Source organism: Halomonas sp. A29, assembly GCF_046723295.1.
In the GTDB taxonomy this organism is placed as follows: Bacteria; Pseudomonadota; Gammaproteobacteria; order Pseudomonadales; family Halomonadaceae; genus Halomonas.
Genome location: NZ_JAXQPR010000001.1, coordinates 688915 through 705219 on the forward strand (window position 1 = coordinate 688915; position 16305 = coordinate 705219).

21 protein-coding genes and 1 tRNA gene are annotated in these 16305 nt (G+C 64.0%); 13 read left to right on the forward strand and 9 right to left on the reverse strand.

Annotated elements, in window-relative coordinates:
- Positions 1-19 precede the first annotated feature (19 nt).
- Positions 20-766: an acetoacetyl-CoA reductase gene (gene phbB, locus SPH52_RS03340; RefSeq protein WP_411793570.1), complete on the reverse strand. Its 747-nt coding sequence runs from the start codon at positions 764-766 to the stop codon at positions 20-22.
- A gap of 199 nt (positions 767-965) precedes the next feature.
- Here phbB and SPH52_RS03345 point away from each other — a divergent pair.
- Positions 966-1042 (forward strand) — tRNA-Met (locus SPH52_RS03345).
- 139 nt (positions 1043-1181) lie between these two features.
- On the opposite strand, the gene SPH52_RS03350 is transcribed toward SPH52_RS03345, so the two are convergent.
- From SPH52_RS03350 to SPH52_RS03360, 3 genes are read right to left on the reverse strand one after another with little or no spacing between them, the layout of a single operon-like run.
- Entirely contained in the window at positions 1182-2006 is an 825-nt protein-coding gene (locus tag SPH52_RS03350; protein ID WP_411793571.1) for a PP2C family serine/threonine-protein phosphatase, read from the reverse strand.
- A 25-nt stretch (positions 2007-2031) separates the two neighbouring features.
- The gene (locus tag SPH52_RS03355; protein WP_411793572.1) at positions 2032-3015 is read right to left on the reverse strand and encodes a kinase; all 984 of its coding nucleotides are present in this window, start codon (positions 3013-3015) and stop codon (positions 2032-2034) included.
- Positions 3016-3044: 29 nt separating this feature from the next.
- Positions 3045-3713 (reverse strand): vWA domain-containing protein, encoded by a 669-nt coding sequence (locus SPH52_RS03360; RefSeq protein WP_411793573.1) that lies wholly within the window; start codon positions 3711-3713, stop codon positions 3045-3047.
- A gap of 196 nt (positions 3714-3909) precedes the next feature.
- Between SPH52_RS03360 and SPH52_RS03365 the strand changes: the two genes are divergently transcribed.
- Entirely contained in the window at positions 3910-4839 is a 930-nt protein-coding gene (locus SPH52_RS03365; protein WP_411793574.1) for a tetratricopeptide repeat protein, read from the forward strand.
- A gap of 48 nt (positions 4840-4887) precedes the next feature.
- Here the strand turns inward: SPH52_RS03365 and SPH52_RS03370 are convergent, their stop codons facing one another.
- Positions 4888-6066, reverse strand: coding sequence for a MalY/PatB family protein (locus SPH52_RS03370; RefSeq protein WP_411793575.1), 1179 nt, complete (start codon positions 6064-6066; stop codon positions 4888-4890).
- Positions 6067-6102: 36 nt separating this feature from the next.
- Between SPH52_RS03370 and SPH52_RS03375 the strand changes: the two genes are divergently transcribed.
- The 8 genes from SPH52_RS03375 to SPH52_RS03410 all read left to right on the forward strand — a co-directional run bounded on the left by SPH52_RS03375 (position 6103) and on the right by SPH52_RS03410 (position 10859).
- Complete coding sequence (locus SPH52_RS03375) at positions 6103-6537, forward strand: hypothetical protein (RefSeq protein ID WP_411793607.1); 435 nt, start codon at positions 6103-6105, stop codon at positions 6535-6537.
- Between the two features lie 31 nt (positions 6538-6568).
- On the forward strand, positions 6569-7390 hold the full coding sequence (locus SPH52_RS03380; RefSeq protein WP_411793576.1) for a hypothetical protein: 822 nt from the start codon (positions 6569-6571) through the stop codon (positions 7388-7390).
- A 71-nt stretch (positions 7391-7461) separates the two neighbouring features.
- Entirely contained in the window at positions 7462-7875 is a 414-nt protein-coding gene (locus SPH52_RS03385) for an acyl-CoA thioesterase (protein ID WP_411793577.1), read from the forward strand.
- Complete coding sequence (ybaK, locus tag SPH52_RS03390) at positions 7872-8342, forward strand: Cys-tRNA(Pro) deacylase (RefSeq protein WP_411793578.1); 471 nt, start codon at positions 7872-7874, stop codon at positions 8340-8342. Before SPH52_RS03385 ends, ybaK begins: the two co-directional genes overlap by 4 nt.
- 88 nt (positions 8343-8430) lie before the next feature.
- Positions 8431-8760 carry a hypothetical protein gene (locus SPH52_RS03395; RefSeq protein WP_411793579.1) on the forward strand — a complete coding sequence of 110 codons (330 nt, stop codon included), beginning with the start codon at positions 8431-8433 and terminating at the stop codon, positions 8758-8760.
- Entirely contained in the window at positions 8732-9253 is a 522-nt protein-coding gene (locus SPH52_RS03400; protein ID WP_411793580.1) for a DUF501 domain-containing protein, read from the forward strand. Before SPH52_RS03395 ends, SPH52_RS03400 begins: the two co-directional genes overlap by 29 nt.
- Positions 9254-9319: 66 nt before the next feature.
- Positions 9320-9877 carry a TIGR00730 family Rossman fold protein gene (locus SPH52_RS03405; RefSeq protein ID WP_411793581.1) on the forward strand — a complete coding sequence of 186 codons (558 nt, stop codon included), beginning with the start codon at positions 9320-9322 and terminating at the stop codon, positions 9875-9877.
- A gap of 10 nt (positions 9878-9887) precedes the next feature.
- Positions 9888-10859: an NAD(P)H-quinone oxidoreductase gene (locus tag SPH52_RS03410; protein WP_411793582.1), complete on the forward strand. Its 972-nt coding sequence runs from the start codon at positions 9888-9890 to the stop codon at positions 10857-10859.
- On the opposite strand, the gene SPH52_RS03415 is transcribed toward SPH52_RS03410, so the two are convergent.
- Positions 10856-11356 carry a hypothetical protein gene (locus SPH52_RS03415; RefSeq protein ID WP_411793583.1) on the reverse strand — a complete coding sequence of 167 codons (501 nt, stop codon included), beginning with the start codon at positions 11354-11356 and terminating at the stop codon, positions 10856-10858. The genes SPH52_RS03410 and SPH52_RS03415 overlap by 4 nt on opposite strands.
- A gap of 57 nt (positions 11357-11413) precedes the next feature.
- Complete coding sequence (locus tag SPH52_RS03420) at positions 11414-11932, reverse strand: tetratricopeptide repeat protein (RefSeq protein ID WP_411793584.1); 519 nt, start codon at positions 11930-11932, stop codon at positions 11414-11416.
- Between the two features lie 241 nt (positions 11933-12173).
- Here SPH52_RS03420 and SPH52_RS03425 point away from each other — a divergent pair, with 241 nt between their 5' ends.
- Positions 12174-13205, forward strand: coding sequence for an NADP(H)-dependent aldo-keto reductase (locus SPH52_RS03425; protein WP_411793585.1), 1032 nt, complete (start codon positions 12174-12176; stop codon positions 13203-13205).
- Positions 13206-13331: 126 nt separating this feature from the next.
- Positions 13332-14180 (forward strand): peroxide stress protein YaaA, encoded by an 849-nt coding sequence (yaaA, locus tag SPH52_RS03430; protein ID WP_411793586.1) that lies wholly within the window; start codon positions 13332-13334, stop codon positions 14178-14180.
- Positions 14181-14185: 5 nt separating this feature from the next.
- Here the strand turns inward: yaaA and SPH52_RS03435 are convergent, their stop codons facing one another.
- Positions 14186-14761 carry an isochorismatase family protein gene (locus SPH52_RS03435; protein WP_411793587.1) on the reverse strand — a complete coding sequence of 192 codons (576 nt, stop codon included), beginning with the start codon at positions 14759-14761 and terminating at the stop codon, positions 14186-14188.
- Positions 14762-14855: 94 nt separating this feature from the next.
- On the opposite strand from SPH52_RS03435, the gene SPH52_RS03440 reads away from it, so the two are divergent.
- Positions 14856-15680: a Tim44 domain-containing protein gene (locus tag SPH52_RS03440; RefSeq protein WP_411793588.1), complete on the forward strand. Its 825-nt coding sequence runs from the start codon at positions 14856-14858 to the stop codon at positions 15678-15680.
- Positions 15681-15835: 155 nt separating this feature from the next.
- On the opposite strand, the gene SPH52_RS03445 is transcribed toward SPH52_RS03440, so the two are convergent.
- Positions 15836-16024, reverse strand: a complete 189-nt coding sequence (locus tag SPH52_RS03445) for a hypothetical protein (RefSeq protein WP_411793589.1) — start codon at positions 16022-16024, stop codon at positions 15836-15838.
- Between the last annotated feature and the right edge of the window lie 281 nt (positions 16025-16305).

The window sequence follows — 16305 nt, forward strand, 5'->3', positions numbered from 1 at the left end:
ACAAGGACTCAAAGCAGCTTCAGCCCATGAACTGGCCGCCATTGATATCGATGTTGGCCCCAGTAATGAAGCCGGACTCCTTGTCCGCCAGGAAGACCACCAGCCGAGCGATCTCCTCAGGAGTTCCATAGCGCTTCACCGGGATGGTTTCGCGAATGGCCTCACGCACGTTCTCGGGAATCTTCATGATCATGTCGGTGGCGATATAGCCAGGCGACACGGTATTGACGGTAATGCCCTTGGTGGCGGTCTCCTGGGCCAGCGCCATCGTCAGGCCATGCATGCCGGCCTTGGCCGCCGAATAGTTGACCTGACCGAACTGCCCCTTGCGGCCATTGATCGAGGATATATTGATGATGCGCCCATGCTTGTGCTCGAGCATGCCCTCAATGACGCTGCGGCAGGTGTTGAAGACGGTATTGAGGTTGGTATCGATGACTTCGTGCCACTGCTCCGGGGTCATCTTCTTCATCGTGCCATCGCGGGTAATCCCGGCACAGTTGACCAGTACACTGATCGGCCCATGGGCCGCTTCGATCTCCTTGACTCCTCCTTCGCACGCCTGGTAGTCGGTCAGATCGACACCCGACAGGGAGATATTGTCGTATCCGTCGGCCCTCTGAGTCTCGAGCCAGGACTTGGCCTTTTCCGGATTATGGTAGCCCGCCACCACGTGATAGCCCGCCGATGCCAACGCACGGCAAATCGCCGAACCGATACCACCGGTTCCGCCGGTGACCCACGCTACGGGTGCTGTTTGAGTCATATTCCACCTCCCTGATCATGACGCTTGTAATCGCATTGCCGGTCCTACCGGGGCAGGCCAGCTCCAACAGGATGCTGGCAGAAGGGCTCGCCTTCAAGTTTCCCCCTCACTGATTATGGACACATGCGCCGCCCTTGCACGAACAACGTCGCCCTCCTTGACACAGCGCAGAAAAAGCGTAATATATGCCTCACGTTGATGCGGGGTGGAGCAGTCTGGTAGCTCGTCGGGCTCATAACCCGAAGGTCGTCGGTTCAAATCCGGCCCCCGCTACCAAATATGAGAACCGAGGCCAGAGATAGCCTCGGTTTTTTGTTGCCTGCACGGCAATGAACCGACGACCGTCGGTTCGCCACTGGTTACAAGGTCAGTGTTTCAAGGTCAGCGGCCCCGCTACAAAATGTGAAGGCCGAGGTCACAAGCCTTTCAGCAGATCACGCGCTGCCAACGCTATGCTGCGGTCATCGCCGCTGGTGCCGCGGCAGAAGCTCTCGCTGTAGAAGCTCCGCACCAGATCGCGCTGGCGCAGCCTCCCATGACGCAGGTCGTCGAACCAGTGGCTGAGCTGTCCGGACACCTGCTCGCCATTGAGAGAGACCAGCTTCTCGGCGGCACCGTCACTCATCAGGGCGACACCGGTCAGGGCCTTCGTCGGCTCACAGCCGTACTGCGCCTGCTCGAAGGCCAGGCGCTCGTCGACGAAAAGCGTCTGGTTGGCGAACTCCCCCTTCCCCCGCTCGCCCAGGGTCGAGAGGTGAGGCACCAGCTCTGTTGCCTCGCCTTCCTTCGTATCGCTGGGCACCGCCCGCTCCAGCACGATCTCGCCATCGCCGACCTTGAGCCACAGCAGCCGCTCGCTGCCCACCAGCGCCAGCAGCAACGTGCAGCGAAGGTCACGCACCGCCCGGCTCTGCTCGGCAGCGCGATCGGCCAGGCTGCCCTGGGCATGGCGAGTGAGCAGTTCCGCAAATTCGTGCAGCGCCTCCGGGGAGGGCTCGTCATGACCGTCCAGCAGCCAGGCCAGTTGCGACTCCAGCGTAGTGGCCAAGCGCAGCATGGCGGCTACCACGGTGCGCGCGCCCACGTCCGAGGCCGGCGAGCTGCCGGCGCCGTCGGCCGCTGCCAGCACCGGCCGCGAACTCGCCACGACACCCACGGCGTCCTGACAGGGCAATGGGGGCGTGTTTTCCAGGTGAGCCAACCCGGCGGTGGCGACACCCAGGGCCGACCATGGAGACACCGCCCCACTCCTCAAGAGATCCAATTCAGCGGGCATGCAGCACCTGCGGACGCTGCGAGCGACCGGGCTTGGCCAGATGCACGGCACACTGGCCAGCTGCCATCGCCTCGCGGTAATCGCTCAATGCGGCATGCCACTGGGCCAGCGTGGCGCGTTGGATGGGGGCATCAGCCCCTACCGTGAAGGTCGTCACGAACATGTCGCGAATGGAGTCGGGCAGCTCGCTCCAGAGTTCGTACCACACCCCCTGGGGCACGTCACGCTGGCCACGACCGTAGGCGAAGTTGCCGCGCCGGAGATTGCGCACCGGGTCGTCGCCGCCGACGATGTCGTATGGGTGACGTCCCAGCATCAGGCACTTGAACAGCACGATGGCCAGCGAGAAAGCCTCGCTGCGCGGCGAACGCACGATATGCCGGAAGGATACGCCCTGGTGCTCCTTGGGCGTCATGTCAGGGCTGCCCACGGGGCAGGGGTAGAAGGTGCCGTCGACGCGCAGCTGGTAGCTGTCGCAGTCGATCAGCGTCACCTGCTCGGATGCAGGGACACAGAAAATATTGTTGAGGTTGTAGTCGCCGATGCAGACACCGGTCTCATGCAACTGCTGGACGATCTCGACGAAGCGGATCAGGTAGCCGACGATTCGGCGCCTATCGAGACCGGGGAAGTAGCGCTGGTGGAGCAAGGAGTGGGCAAGGAAGCTCATCTTCACGCCACGAGCGCGATACATGGCAAAGCCGATCCAGCGATGCTGCTCGTCGAACACACGAATCAGCGGCCAGCAGACGTCGCGGGTCATGTAGGCGTCACGCAGGCCGCGCATGGCCTCGACCTTGCGGTGAAGCTCCTCGCCGCGCTTGTCGAGTATCTCTGGGTAGTACCATTTGACGATCACGTCGGGCCGATCGCGCAGGGCGAAGATCTCCCCCTCGCCCCCGCGCTCGAGTCGCTTGCCGAGCCGGCGAACCTTGCCCTGCGAATCCGTGACTACCAGTGCACGTGCAACCACTCGGCCTCCTTCGACCCCACGCAATCCTTCTAGATGCTGTCCCAACTGTCCGTCGGTGGCAGCTTGACTTGATCGGTGGTCGACGACGACGCCGAGACTCGGCTCATGCTGGCCGAGAGCCAGAGGAAGAACTCACGGAACTTCAGGCCATCGAGGCGTTTGGCGGGCCGAGTGGAAAAGGCGCTGAGCGCCTCGAGATCGGCCTCCTCGACGCCCACCGGCACCACTACCAGCTTGCGCTGCTGGGCCAGGGTCCGCGCCCTCGACGATGCCGCCTGCCACTGGTCGGTCGGCACGCCGTCGCTGATCACGACGAGCCAGGGCTGGTAGTAGGCCACTCCCGCCTTGCGGTAGGCTGCGGTGCGTTCCTCCAGGCGATCCAGTGCCAGCTCCATGGCCTCGCCCAGCGGCGTCAGACCGGAGGCGGTGAACTGACGGCATTGCGAGATGTTCATGGCCGTGGTGAAGGGCAACTGTTCGGTGACCTTGCCACCGGCAGTGATCACACCGAGCTCCACGGAGCAGGCGGCCATGTCGTCTTCCTGAATGGCCGAAATGAAGGCCTGGACGCCAGCATTGAGCTCACGAATCGGCGGGCCGAACATCGACGCAGACGTATCCAGCACCAACATGCAGGCGCAGCGTGGCGAAGGGTTGTCGATCAGGTCGCTATCGCCGTTCAGTCGGTATGTTGCCATCCCACGATCCTCATGTCTGGATGCTCGGCCCCGATACGGCCGAACGAAGACGAGACTATCACAGCCCTGTAATGGATGCCGCGCCTACGGCAGTCCGCTGGCCAACGCGACGATCAAGGCGGCACCCACCCCTTGAATCCCGCGGCCTTTACCCGCATCTTTCGAACGAACTCACTCTTTGTGCAAGGCCGTTTCCATGTCCATCGTCGATCCTCGCAATGGTGCCCCGCTGGCGGCACCTCAGGAATACACCTCATCGCAGGAAGCGGCGCCCAGCGATGAGCAACTTATCATCGATGTCGATCGCGACAACATCCAGCAACTGCTGGAGTTCTCCATGCAGGTGCCGGTGCTGCTCGACTGCTGGGCGCCCTGGTGCCAGCCGTGCAAGGTGCTGATGCCGATTCTCGAGAAGCTGACCCGGGAGTATCGCGGCACCTTCATCCTGGCCAAGCTCAACATCGAGGAGAATCAGGAAATTGCCGCTCAGCTCGGCGTGCGCTCGGTGCCGGACGTCAAGCTGATCAGCCAAGGCGGGTTGGTGGATCACTTCCAGGGGGCATTGCCCGAAAAGGAAATCCGCGAATGGCTGTCGCGCTACTTTCCCGCGCCGGAGGACGCACCGGCCAGCCCCGAAGAGCAGGCCGCGGAGGCCCTGGCCCAGGGCGACGCCGCCACGGCCCGCGCCCTCTATGAGCAGCTCGTGCAGCAGAACCCCGAGCACTACCCTTACCAGGTGGAGCTGGCTCGGGCACTGGTCGCGGAAGATCGTAGCCAGGAAGCCCTGCCCCTGCTCGACAATCTGCCACCCGAGGAGCGCGACGCTGCTCCGGCGCGTGGCGTGCGCGCCAGCATCGAGTTTCGCAAGGAAGCACCAAGCGACGAGGAACTGGCCAGCCTGGCCGGCCGTGACGACAGCGAGGCGTGTTTCAAGCGCGCCCTGCGCCAGGTCGCCGACGGTGACTACGAAGCCGGGCTGGAGGGACTGCTCGGCGTGATGCGCACTGATCGAAGCTACGGTGACGATGCGGCACGCTTGACCCTGCTGCGCGTCTTCGATGCCCTGGGGGCCGATCATCCCTTGACCGTCACCTACCGTCGCAAGCTGTTCACGCTGTTGTACTGATCCCGCGGCTCCAACCAGAGGCGGCCCCGATGGGCCGCCTCTCGGGCATCACCTCTTCAGCACCGTATCGAGACGCGCCAGCGCCTCTTCGAGCTGCGACGCAGTAGTACCGAAATTGAGCCGTACGAAGCCCGGCCAGCCGAAGTCGGCACCTTCGGAGAGCGCCACTCCTGCCTGTTCCATCAGCACCTGCTGGGGCGAGCCTTTTCGCTGCGCCAGCCCTTCGGCACGGCGCAAGTCGAGCCAGGCCAGGTAGGTCGACTCCGGCGCGCTCATGTCAACGCCAGGCCACTGGGCGACCCGCTCGATCAGCGTCTGGCGATGGCCACGCAGCGTCTGCAGCAGCGCCTGCCGCCAGGCATTGCACTGCCCGTAAGCCACCTCGGCAGCCACCAGCCCGAGCACGTTGACGTCCGGCAGCAGGCCTCGTGTCGCCGCCGCGAAGCGCTGACGCAGAGAGGCATCAGGAATCACCGCACAGGCCGCGGTGAGGCCGGCCAGGTTGAAGGTCTTGGAGGGCGCCCACAGCGTGATGGTACGCGCTGCCAGAGCCGGGAAGGTGGCCGCCAGTGGCCGATGCACGGCCCCTTCGTCGAGCAGCAGGTCGCAGTGCAGCTCGTCGGAGACCACCAGCAGATCGTACCGCTCGACCAGCGCCGCCAGCCCGGCCAGCTCCTCGTGGCGCCACACCCGCCCGGTGGGGTTGTGGGGGTGGCACCACAAGAGCAAGCGCGTCTCGGGCGTTATAGCCGCTTCCAAGGCCTCCAGATCGAGCCGCCACGGCTCGCCGGGGGCAACCGGCTCGCCCAGCGGTGCCTGCTGAGCCAGTCGCCCAGTGCGCTCGGCCACCTTGAGGAACGGCGGATAGATCGGCGTTACGGTCATAACCCCCTGCCCCGGCTCGGTCAGCGCCAGGCTGGCCAGGTGCAGGGCCGGCACCACGCCAGGCAGCCATAGCTGCCACTCCGGCTCGATCGGCCAGTCGTATTCCCGTGCGCTCCACTCGCACAGCGTACGCTTCAGTCTGTCGGGGACCAGCCCGTAACCGAACACACCATGATCGACCCGCTGTCGCAACGTCTCGATCACCTGCGGCGGGGAGCGGAAATCCATGTCGGCCACCCATAGCGGCAGGATGCTGGCATCATAGCGATGCCACTTCTGCGATGGCCACTCCGCACAATCGGGGTGGCGGCGCTCAATGGGCGTGGCAAAATCGAACTCCATGTTCTCTCCTCGGGAAACAGCTGTATGAGCGAAACCATGCCGCAAAGCGGCTTCTATGCCAAGGCAAGGCGGGGCATGCCGGCACTGATCGACCAGTGGCGCCAGCTCGGACAGGGTGAGCCCGATCGTCTCGCGCTGATCCTGGCCGAGACGGCACGGGTGGCCCACCTGGGCGAGCCGGAAGCCACCCCCGACGCGGCAACGCTCGCCGCATGGAGTCGGCCCGAGGCAGGGGACCGCATTCCGCTATGGGCGGCACGCACCGCCACCTTCCTACTGATCCAGATGCCGGCGCGCCCAGTACCTAAGGACGATGACGAGGCTTGCGCCTGGGCCTATTGCTGGCTGCGCAACCGGGACTTCGCCAGCGTCGACGAGGCGCGAACCGCCCTGCCTGCTCACCTGCAGGAGATGCTGACCCACGCGGTGGGAGCCGCCTGGGCCGATCGTCAGGGTTTGCGCCTCGTCTAAGTAGCGCCACTTTCACCTCAAGGAACCAACCATGGATGTCCCTCTGAGCTGGCAGCTGGCCAAGCTCGTGGTTTCGATCGGTATCGTGCTCGGCCTGTCGATCGTTGCCGAGCGCGTCAGTACCCGCGTGGCCGGCCTTCTTTCCGGCTATCCGCTGGGCACCGCCATCGCCCTGTTCTTCATCGGCCTGGAGATCTCACCGGGTTTCGCCGCCGAGAGCGCCGTGTTCAGCCTGGCGGGCTTCACCGCCACCATGGCGCTGGGCGGCGGCTACCTGATTTGCGGGCGTCGCGACGGTCTCGTCGGCGTGCTCGCCGGCACGGCGGGTGGCCTCACCGCTTGGTGGCTCACAAGCCTCGTGCTGACGCGCTTCGAATTCGACCGCCTGAGCGGCACCCTGGTCACACTGGTTGCCATCTTCGGCTTCACCTGGCTCTATCGGCACCTACCGGAAACCCGTGTCACGATGCGTCACGACAGCTCACGCTGGAAGCCGCTTGCACTTCGCGCCGGACTGGCCACCCTCATCGTCTTCGTGGTGACAGGCCTGGCACATGTGCTGCCGGCTTCCTGGGCCGGCATGCTGGCGGCATTTCCGATCTCGATGTATCCCCTGCTGGTAATCCTGCACCTCACCCACGGTGCGGCGCCGGCCGCCACGGTAATCAAGCATTACCCGGCCGGCCTGGGCGCACTGCTCTGCTATGCGCTCTGCGTGTCGCTCACCTATGCCACGCTGGGCCTGCTGTGGGGCACTCTGGCCGGCTTCGCCGTGGCGACTTTGTGGCTGCTGGGCTGGATGCGCCTACAGGCCTGGCACGGCGCGAGACAGAGGGGCAGACACTTGACCTAGCGTTTGCTAGGGGGCAATGCTGTTAGCCTGCCAACGACACGCCACAAGACCAGAGTGATAGAGGAATCCCCATGTTCGTGCGCACCATCGAACCGGCCTTCTACGACACCGATGCCCTCGGGCACGTCAACAACACCCGCCTGCCCGCCTGGTTCGAGCTGGCACGCAACGACCTGTTTCGCCTGTTCACGCCGGACCTGGATCCGCGCAAGTGGCGGTTGATCATGGCGCGCATGGAGATCGACTACCGCGCCGAGCTGCATTACGGCAGCGACATCGAAATTCGCACCTATGTCTCGCGGCTGGGCAACAGCTCCTTCACCGTGACTCAGGAGGCCTGGCAGAAGGGCGAGCTGACCAACCTGGGCCATACCGTGCTGGTGCACTTCGACCACGACACCAAGCGCGCCGTGCCGATCGAGGGCGAACTGCGCGCAGCGCTCGAAGCCCACCTGCAGCCGATCGCGGAGCCGGCCGAGGCATGACCCCGGCCGTCAAGGCGCTGCAGCGCGACGGTGCCGCCTTCGAGCTGCTCAGCTATGAGCACGACCCGCGCGCACCGGCCTACGGCGAGGAGGCCGCAAATGCTCTGGGACTCGACCCGCACACCGTCTTCAAGACCCTGATCGCCCGTCTCGACGACGGCCGCCTGGCGGTAGCCATCGTGCCGGTGACCGGCCAACTCGACCTCAAGGCGCTGGCCAAGTCCGCCGGCGCCCGTCGCGCCAGCATGGCCGAGGCGACCGAAGCCGAGCGCGCAACTGGCTACGTGCTCGGCGGCATCAGCCCCTTGGGGCAGAAGAAACGGCTGCCCACGTTTCTCGATAGCAGCGCCGAGGTGCTAGGGCAGTTGCACGTCAGCGGCGGGCGCCGCGGCCTGGAGATTGCCCTCGCGCCCGCCGACCTGATCCGCCTGTGCCAAGCCCGCCTGGCCCCACTGGCACGTAACTGACCCCTTATGAGCCGAACCCGGCCTCATGTGGTCAAAGCTCCATGACCCGGCAGGATGAGGGGTTATTCATTGCAGGCAGGAGTCCATCATGGCCATCCGCTACAACCTCTGGCTCGACCCCGACAACGTTGCCCAGCACCGCGCCGTGGAAGCCGACCTGGAGCGCTACTTCATGGAGCGGTTCGCCGACTACCCGCATATCCGCTTGTTCGGCGCCGACCCCTACGATTATGATGCGCCGTTCAATCGCCTCTACGACGTGCTGATGGCGCGGGCCAACGAGTACTGCGAACGCCAGTGGCGTGGCTACGTGCCCACGCCCGAGCAGCTCAACCGGACCTTCTTTCGCGCCGTAGGCCGCTCCAACAAGTTCGTAAGGGAACCCGCCGATGGTGATCCAGACCGACCAGATGCCTGACGCCCGCCAGCTCGCCATCATTGCCGAGCAATTGGGCCGTGCTCCCCGCGGCATCGAAGCGGTCGCGGCCGTTGACGGTGAAGGCACCCCGCTGGTACTGCGCATGGCCCCCATCGTCGACGGCAAGCCCTTCCCCACCCTCTACTGGCTCTGCTCCGAGCGGCTCAAGATCGACATATCCCGTATCGAGGCCAGTGGCGTCATCAAGCAGCTCGAGGCAAGGCTGCAGGAAGACACCGATTTTCTCGCCGCCTATCATGCCAGCCATCGCGACTATGTGGAGGCACGCTGGCGCTACATGAGCGAAGCACAGCGCCATGAAGTCGAGCGGCTCGGCTACGAGGAGGTGATGCGCGAACGCGGCATCGGCGGCATCGCCAACTGGGACCAGGTGCGCTGCCTGCACACCCAGTACGCCCATCATCTGTGCGGGAACAACGTCATCGGCCAGTGGCTCGACGCCGAGTTCGCCGTGGCCGACTGCCTGCCCTGACGCTATTTCGACGCTTTCGAAGCCAATCCCTGGCAGCTAGGATAGAGGCTTGCCAAGGAGAAGCGCATGTCGAAATTCTGTGTCTATCTGGGCTCCCGCGACGGTCGGGATCCTGCCTTCATTCAAGCCACCCGAGCCCTCGGGCATGAGCTGGCCGCCCGCGGTCATGGCCTGGTCTATGGCGGTGCCCGTATCGGCCTGATGGGAGAGCTGGCCAACGCCGTACTGGCGGGTGGTGGCGAGGTGATCGGCGTGATGCCCGACCATCTGGTGGAGCGCGAGCAGGCCCACGAAGGGCTGCCGACGCTGATACGCGTGAACAACATGCACGAGCGCAAAGCCAGCATGGCCGCCCATGCCGATGCCTTCATCGCCCTGCCCGGCGGTATCGGCACCCTGGAAGAGCTGTTCGAGGCCTGGACCTGGCAGTACCTGGGGCTTCACGACAAGCCCATCGGCGTGCTCGATATCGCAGGCTTCTACTCCCCCTTGCTGGCCTTCCTCGACCAGACCGTGGAGCACGGCTTCCTCAATGCTCGTACCCGCGCCCAACTGATCGACGCCAAGGACCCCGCCGCCCTTTTGGATGCCCTGGAAGCCCGGCTCGCCGAAGCCATCACTTAGGAGGCCGCCCATGCATGCCATCGCCATCGAACAGGAGCGCTTGCGTTGGCGTGAGCGACCCGCCCCCCAGGGCCCAGCGGCCGGTGAAGTTCGCCTGCGCGTCGCCTGGGCCGGGGTCAATCGCGCCGACCTGATGCAGCGCGCAGGTCACTATCCACCCCCGCCCGGTGTCAGCGACATACCGGGCCTGGAGGTCAGCGCCACGGTGATGGAGGTCGGTCCCGACGTCGATCGCCTATGCCCTGGCGACAGGGTCTGCGCACTGCTGGCGGGGGGTGGCTATGCCGAGGAGGTAGTGGTCGATGCACGGCAGGTGCTGCCGCTGCCCGAAGGATTCGGCCTGCGCGAAGCGGCCGCCCTGCCCGAGGCGTTCGCTACCGCCTGGCTCAATCTGTTCATGGAGGGTCAACTGTCCTCCGGGGATCGCGTCTTGCTGCACGCCGGTGCCAGCGGCGTCGGCACCGCAGCGATACAGCTCTGTCATGCCTTTGACCATCCCTGCTTCGTCACGGCAGGCAGCGATGCCAAGCTCGCCGCCTGCCGTGAACTGGGTGCCGATGGCGTCTTCAACCGCCATGAGGGCAGCTTCGTGGATGCCGTGAAAGCCTGGGGCGGTGCCGACGTGATCCTCGATCCGGTAGGCGCGTCCTATCTCGGCGACAACCAGCGCGTGCTTAACGCTGACGGCCGGCTGGTGCTGATCGGCCTGATGGGAGGGCGCCACGCCGAACTCGACCTGGGTCGCATGCTGATGAAACGGCAGAGATTGATCGGTTCGACCCTGCGCGCCAAGCCACCGTCAGCCAAGGGCGCCATTCTCGACGCACTGTCGGCGCATGTCTGGCCGCGCCTGGCGAGCGGCGAGATGCGTCCACTGATCGACCGCACCTGGCCGATCGACGAAGCCGAGGCTGCCCATGCCCATGTCGAACGAGACGCCAATATCGGTAAGGTACTGCTCGCCGTGAGCGGTGAAGGCTAGTCGCTACCGGCCTGTTGGCGGGTACGCTGGTAGGTGAGCTGCAGCAGCCGGGCGTCCTCGCTGGCACGATGACGGCGGATTCCCAGCTCCTTGACCAAGGCCTCACGGGTCATATGCCAGAAAGCAAGCTGCTGCTCGCTGAGAAGGATTCGTAGCGCCTCGAGGCGGAAGGCCGGCAGCATGCCGGCATGGTGGAACAGTAGCGACAGCCAGGTATTGTCGTAGCCCCAACTATCGCTATAGGCCACTCCGACCTCGCTCAGCTCGTCATTGAGCCAACGCGCGACTTGGGCCACAGGCAGCCCTTCGCGCTGCAGGCGCGCCCGGGAGATCCCGTGCAGCAGCTCTGCCTTGGGGTCCCAGTGCTTCCACTCCTCCAGCGGCTGGACGAGGAAGGCGCAGCAGCTGCCGTCGGCCCGTGCCAGGCCGATCTCGATGGGGTAGCTACCGCGTCCGAACCCGGACGCCTCGATATCCAGCAGTGTCGGCAGCGTCACGAATGGGCGTATCCTCGAAAGCAAGGCCGCATGGCAGGGCCGTGGAAGGGATAAAGGTTAGTGTCGGGCCTGGACATCGTCGCTGTCCAGCTCCTCACCTTCCAACCCGCCATGACGCTCGGCAAGCGTCTGCCAATAGGTGGCCTGGGCGCTATCCACCGGCAGCCCCAGTTCGCCCAGACGGTACGCCTTGGCCAGGCGCTGGGCGGCAAGCGGATGGCCCGCTTCGCCGGCTCGGGCGTACCAGGTCACGGCACGCTCCTCACGACGAGGATACTGGGCGCAGCCGTGCTCGAGTATTCGCCCGGCCTGGTACTGGGCCTTGAGATTGCCAGCCTGTGCTGCCTCGAGAACGTAGCGGGCGCCACGTGCCTTGTCCTGCGGGCTGATGCCTCGATGGAAAAGCATGTGTCCATAGAGCGAAAGTGCCGCAGGGTGGCCGGCATCGGCGCAGCGCTCGAAGAGGTGCATGGTCAAACGCTGGGTACGTGGAGAGCGTGGAAGCCAGCGCGTATGAAATAGCTGCTCCGCAAGACGGTATTCGAGTCGGGTAAACAGTGATGATGCCTGCGTCATTGTGCAAACAACCTTGCATTCGTCTTGAAGCCACATGACGTCTTACACCACCCTGTGGTCTTCGCCATGGCCTGTCTTGAAGCTCGCCGCGGGACTCCGCCGGGGCCGCTGAGGGTGGCCAGCATACGCTCGCCCCGGCGGTGACTCAACCCCTATGATTTGCTGCCTCGGTAGGCCTCGGCTAGCATGGCTTTGGATATGCCACGAGAACGCCTCCGATCCCACCTCTACAGGAGCGATGATGCAGACGCGACCGCTTGGCGACACGGGCATCGAGGTCAGCCGCCTGTGCCTGGGCACCATGACCTTCGGCGAGCAGAACAGCGAAGCCGAGGCCCATGAACAGCTCGACCGCGCCGTAGCCTTCGGCATCAATTTCATCGATACGGCCGAAATGTATCCGGTTCCGCCCCGCGCCGAGACCCAGGGGCGTACCGAAGCCTATATCGGCAGTTGGCTCAAGCGACGCGAGAGTCGCGACGATGTGATCATCGCCACCAAGGTCACCGGTCCCCGGATGGAACACATTCGCGGCGGCTCGCGTCTGAGCCGCGAGCAGATCCACCAAGCCATCGATGCCAGCCTCACGCGACTGCAGACCGATTACGTCGATCTCTACCAGTTGCACTGGCCGGAACGCTCGACCAACTATTTCGGCAAGCTGGGCTATGTTCACGACGAAGAGGAGGAAGCAGTCGCGCTGGAAGAGACCCTTGCCGCACTGAAGGAACTGGTGGAGGCTGGCAAGGTACGCGCCATCGGGCTTTCCAACGAAACCCCCTGGGGTGTGATGAAGGCGCTGCAGTTGGCCGAGCGCCTGGACCTGCCGAAAGTCGCTTCGGTCCAGAACCCCTACAACCTGCTCAATCGCTCTTTCGAGGTCGGCCTGGCCGAGGTCGCCCACCGCGAGAACGTGGGGTTGCTGGCCTATTCCCCTCTCGGCTTCGGCGTGCTGTCGGGCAAGTACCTGGACGGCGCGCGCCCGGTAAAGGCTCGCTTGACACTTTTCGAGCGCTTCCAGCGCTACACCTCACCACTCGCCGAGCAGGCCACCCGCGCCTATGTCGACATCGCCCGCGAGCATGACCTGGACCCCGCCCAGATGGCGCTGGCCTTCGTCAATTCGCGCAGCTTCCTGACCAGCAACATCATAGGTGCCACCACCATGGAGCAGCTCGAGGACAATCTCGCCAGCGAGTCGCTCAAACTCGAGCAGAGCGTGCTCGATGCCATCGACGAGGTGCATCGGCGCATCCCCAACCCCTGCCCCTGAACGGCATTTGTCAATCGGAGCAGCCGCCATGGCTCGGGGCTATCGTTGCGATAGCCCCGGTACTGCCGCGCGACTGATATAATCGAGCCATTCCCGACTCGTCTCTTTCAGGTACAGGAGTACCCCATGCTGAGCGTGATCTCGCCCGCAAAAACGCTGGACTTCGAGACTCCGGCCACTACGGACATCCACTCCCAGCCGGACTTTCTCGCCCGTAGCCAGCAGCTNGACTTCGAGACTCCGGCCACTACGGACATCCACTCCCAGCCGGACTTTCTCGCCCGTAGCCAGCAGCTGATCACCATTCTGCGCGACTACTCCCCGCAGCAACTCAGCGAGCTGATGGGAATCAGCGACAAACTGGCCGGGCTCAATACCGCACGCTTCGCCGAATGGCGCCCTCCCTTCTCTGTGGACAACGCCAAGCCGGCGGCCCAGGCCTTCCAGGGGGATGTCTACATGGGACTCGAAGCGGCCACCTTCAGCAACGACGACAATGCCTTTGCCCAGCAACACCTGCGCATCCTCTCGGGCCTGTACGGCCTGCTGCGCCCGCTCGATCTGATCCAACCCTACCGCCTCGAGATGGGCACTTGGCTGCCCAATCCGGCCGGCAAGGATCTCTATGCTTTCTGGCAGGACTCGCTGAGCGAGGCGCTCGACCGCGCCATCGCCGATAGCGGCTCGAAGGTGCTGGTGAACCTGGCTTCCAACGAGTACTTCAAGGCCATCGACGCCAAGCGGCTCGACGCACGTGTGATCACGCCGGTATTCAAGGATGAGAAGAACGGCAAGTTCAAGATCATCAGTTTCTATGCCAAGAAAGCCCGAGGGCTCATGGCCGCCTGGATGATTCGCCAGCGCCTGGACGACCCTGAGCGACTCAAGGAATTCGATGTAGCAGGATATGCTTTCAATCCCGCCATGTCGGAAGGCGACACCTGGGTCTTCTCTCGCCGTGAGGGTGAGAGCTGAACGGATCAGAAGAAGCGTAGCGGACGCGCCGAGCGCGGCTTGAGAAAGCGCTTGTGAACCTGGCGGAATCGCTCATCGTCACAGCGGTCAAGCCACTCGTAGGCAACCATGTCGGCGCTCACCGGCATTGCGCCCGCACGCACCACGCGCTCGCGGGCGAGCGTCGCCTCTTCTGCCCTCCGGCTGACCGATGCCTCGCAGAGCCAGTACACCTCATAGCCGGCCTCCAGCAGCCCCAGGCCGGTCTGCAGCACGCAGATATGTGCTTCGCTGCCGCACAGTACGACCTGACGCTTGCCACTGTTCTTCAGGGCGCCGGCAAAGTCCGGCTCGGCATGAGCATTGAAATGTACCTTCTGCCATAGCTGGTGATAGGGCAGCGCTTCCAGCAACCTCGGCTCGCTGCCGCCCAAGCCTTCGGGATACTGCTCGGTCAGCCATACCGGAATGGTCAGCGCGCAGGCGATGCCTCCCAGCCATGCTGCCTCGTTGACGGCTTGGTCAGCTCCTTCGATTACCGGCAGCAGGCCTGCCTGCAGATCGACTACCAATAGCAGGCTCTGTTCGCTCTTCAAGCGCATTCATTTCCCCTTTTTTATCGTCACTTCCAACAGCATAGCCGCTAGAATGGAGCTTCCAAATTCTACTTTCCCTCCATTACAGAGAGACCGTTCGATGCGTCACATCCTTGTCATGCTCATGGTCGCCGTGCTGGGCTTCGGCCTGGCCGTCGAACACGCCGAAGCCCGTCGCCTGGGCGGCGGCGGCAATGTCGGTAGCTTTTCCCGCTCGGCCGACCGTCCTGCTGCTGCCCCCAACCAAGCTGCCCCGGCTCGCCAGGCCCAACCGAACCAGGCCACCGGCTCACGCATGCCCGGCATGCTGGGGGGCATGCTCGCCGGCGGCCTGCTGGCGGCACTGTTCTTCGGTGGGGCCTTTGACGAACTACGGCTGATGGACATCCTGCTCATCGCCGGCCTCGGCTTCCTGCTATTACGGCTATTGGCGCGTCGCCGCACAGCCGCCGTCGGCGGACCGCAGCCCAGCGAGCGTCAGCCTTACGCCGAACCCCAGGCCTTCCAGCCGGCACCCGGCGCCACCATGGGCGGAGGCAGCTTCGGCAGCCTGCCGGCCTGGTTCGACCGTGAGCGCTTCCTGTCCGGCGCCAAGGAACATTTCATGACCCTGCAACGCGCCTGGGACAACAATGATTTCAGCGGTATTCAGGAATACGTCACGCCGGAGCTCTACAACCTCTTGCGCGAGGAACGCAGTCGGCAGCCGGCCAACAACCGCACGGAAATTGTACGTCTGTTCGCCGAGCTGGGTGATGTGCGTGAACTCGGCGCCCAGGCCGAAGCCACCGTGATCTTCCACGGCATTCTCGAAGAAAACGGCGAGCAAACCGAGTTCAACGAGACCTGGCACCTGACCCGTGAAATGCGTGACGGCGCACCATGGTACCTGCAGGGCATCGAGCAGAACGCCGCCCAAGCCTGACTGTGTCGAAATCATCCAAGTTTGACGCATGTCGAAAAAGCCGGCCCGCCATGGCGGGCCGGCTTTAAGGTTCAGGCCGGTTCAAATATCCGTGGTTCGCCAGGCGCAGCCTCTCAGCTAAGCCTGAAACACTCTTTCCATTTACGCTGGTACCCTCACCCCTTTTCTTCTTCAGCATCCTCTTCGATCTCTTCGCTGACCTCTTCGATACGCTCTTCCACCTGCTTCATCGCCTTGTCGATATTGCGCTCCGTTATGTCGCCGGGGCCCGTGTTATCACAGCCCGCCAGCCCTAAACTTATGGTGGCTAACCATGCGATTGCAAACCATTTTTTCGGCTGCATCTTCTCTGCTCTTGGCTAAGTGGTTCGTGTAGGCATTAACGCTAATCGCTATCTGGTGCTTACGCCACTCGTTCCTGTATGAAGCTGTTCGCCTTTGTAAAGCCCGACTCATATCTCGCCGATAAGATCGGCACGAGCACGACCCTCAAGGCGTACAAAGAAAAACCCCGAGCTCTTTCGAACTCGGGGTGTTGGGATAGATGCCTGACGATGATCCGGGCGGCGCTCCGCTACTCTCCATGGGAGACCCCCAAATAGCGAAGCCCCGACCAATGGCCGGG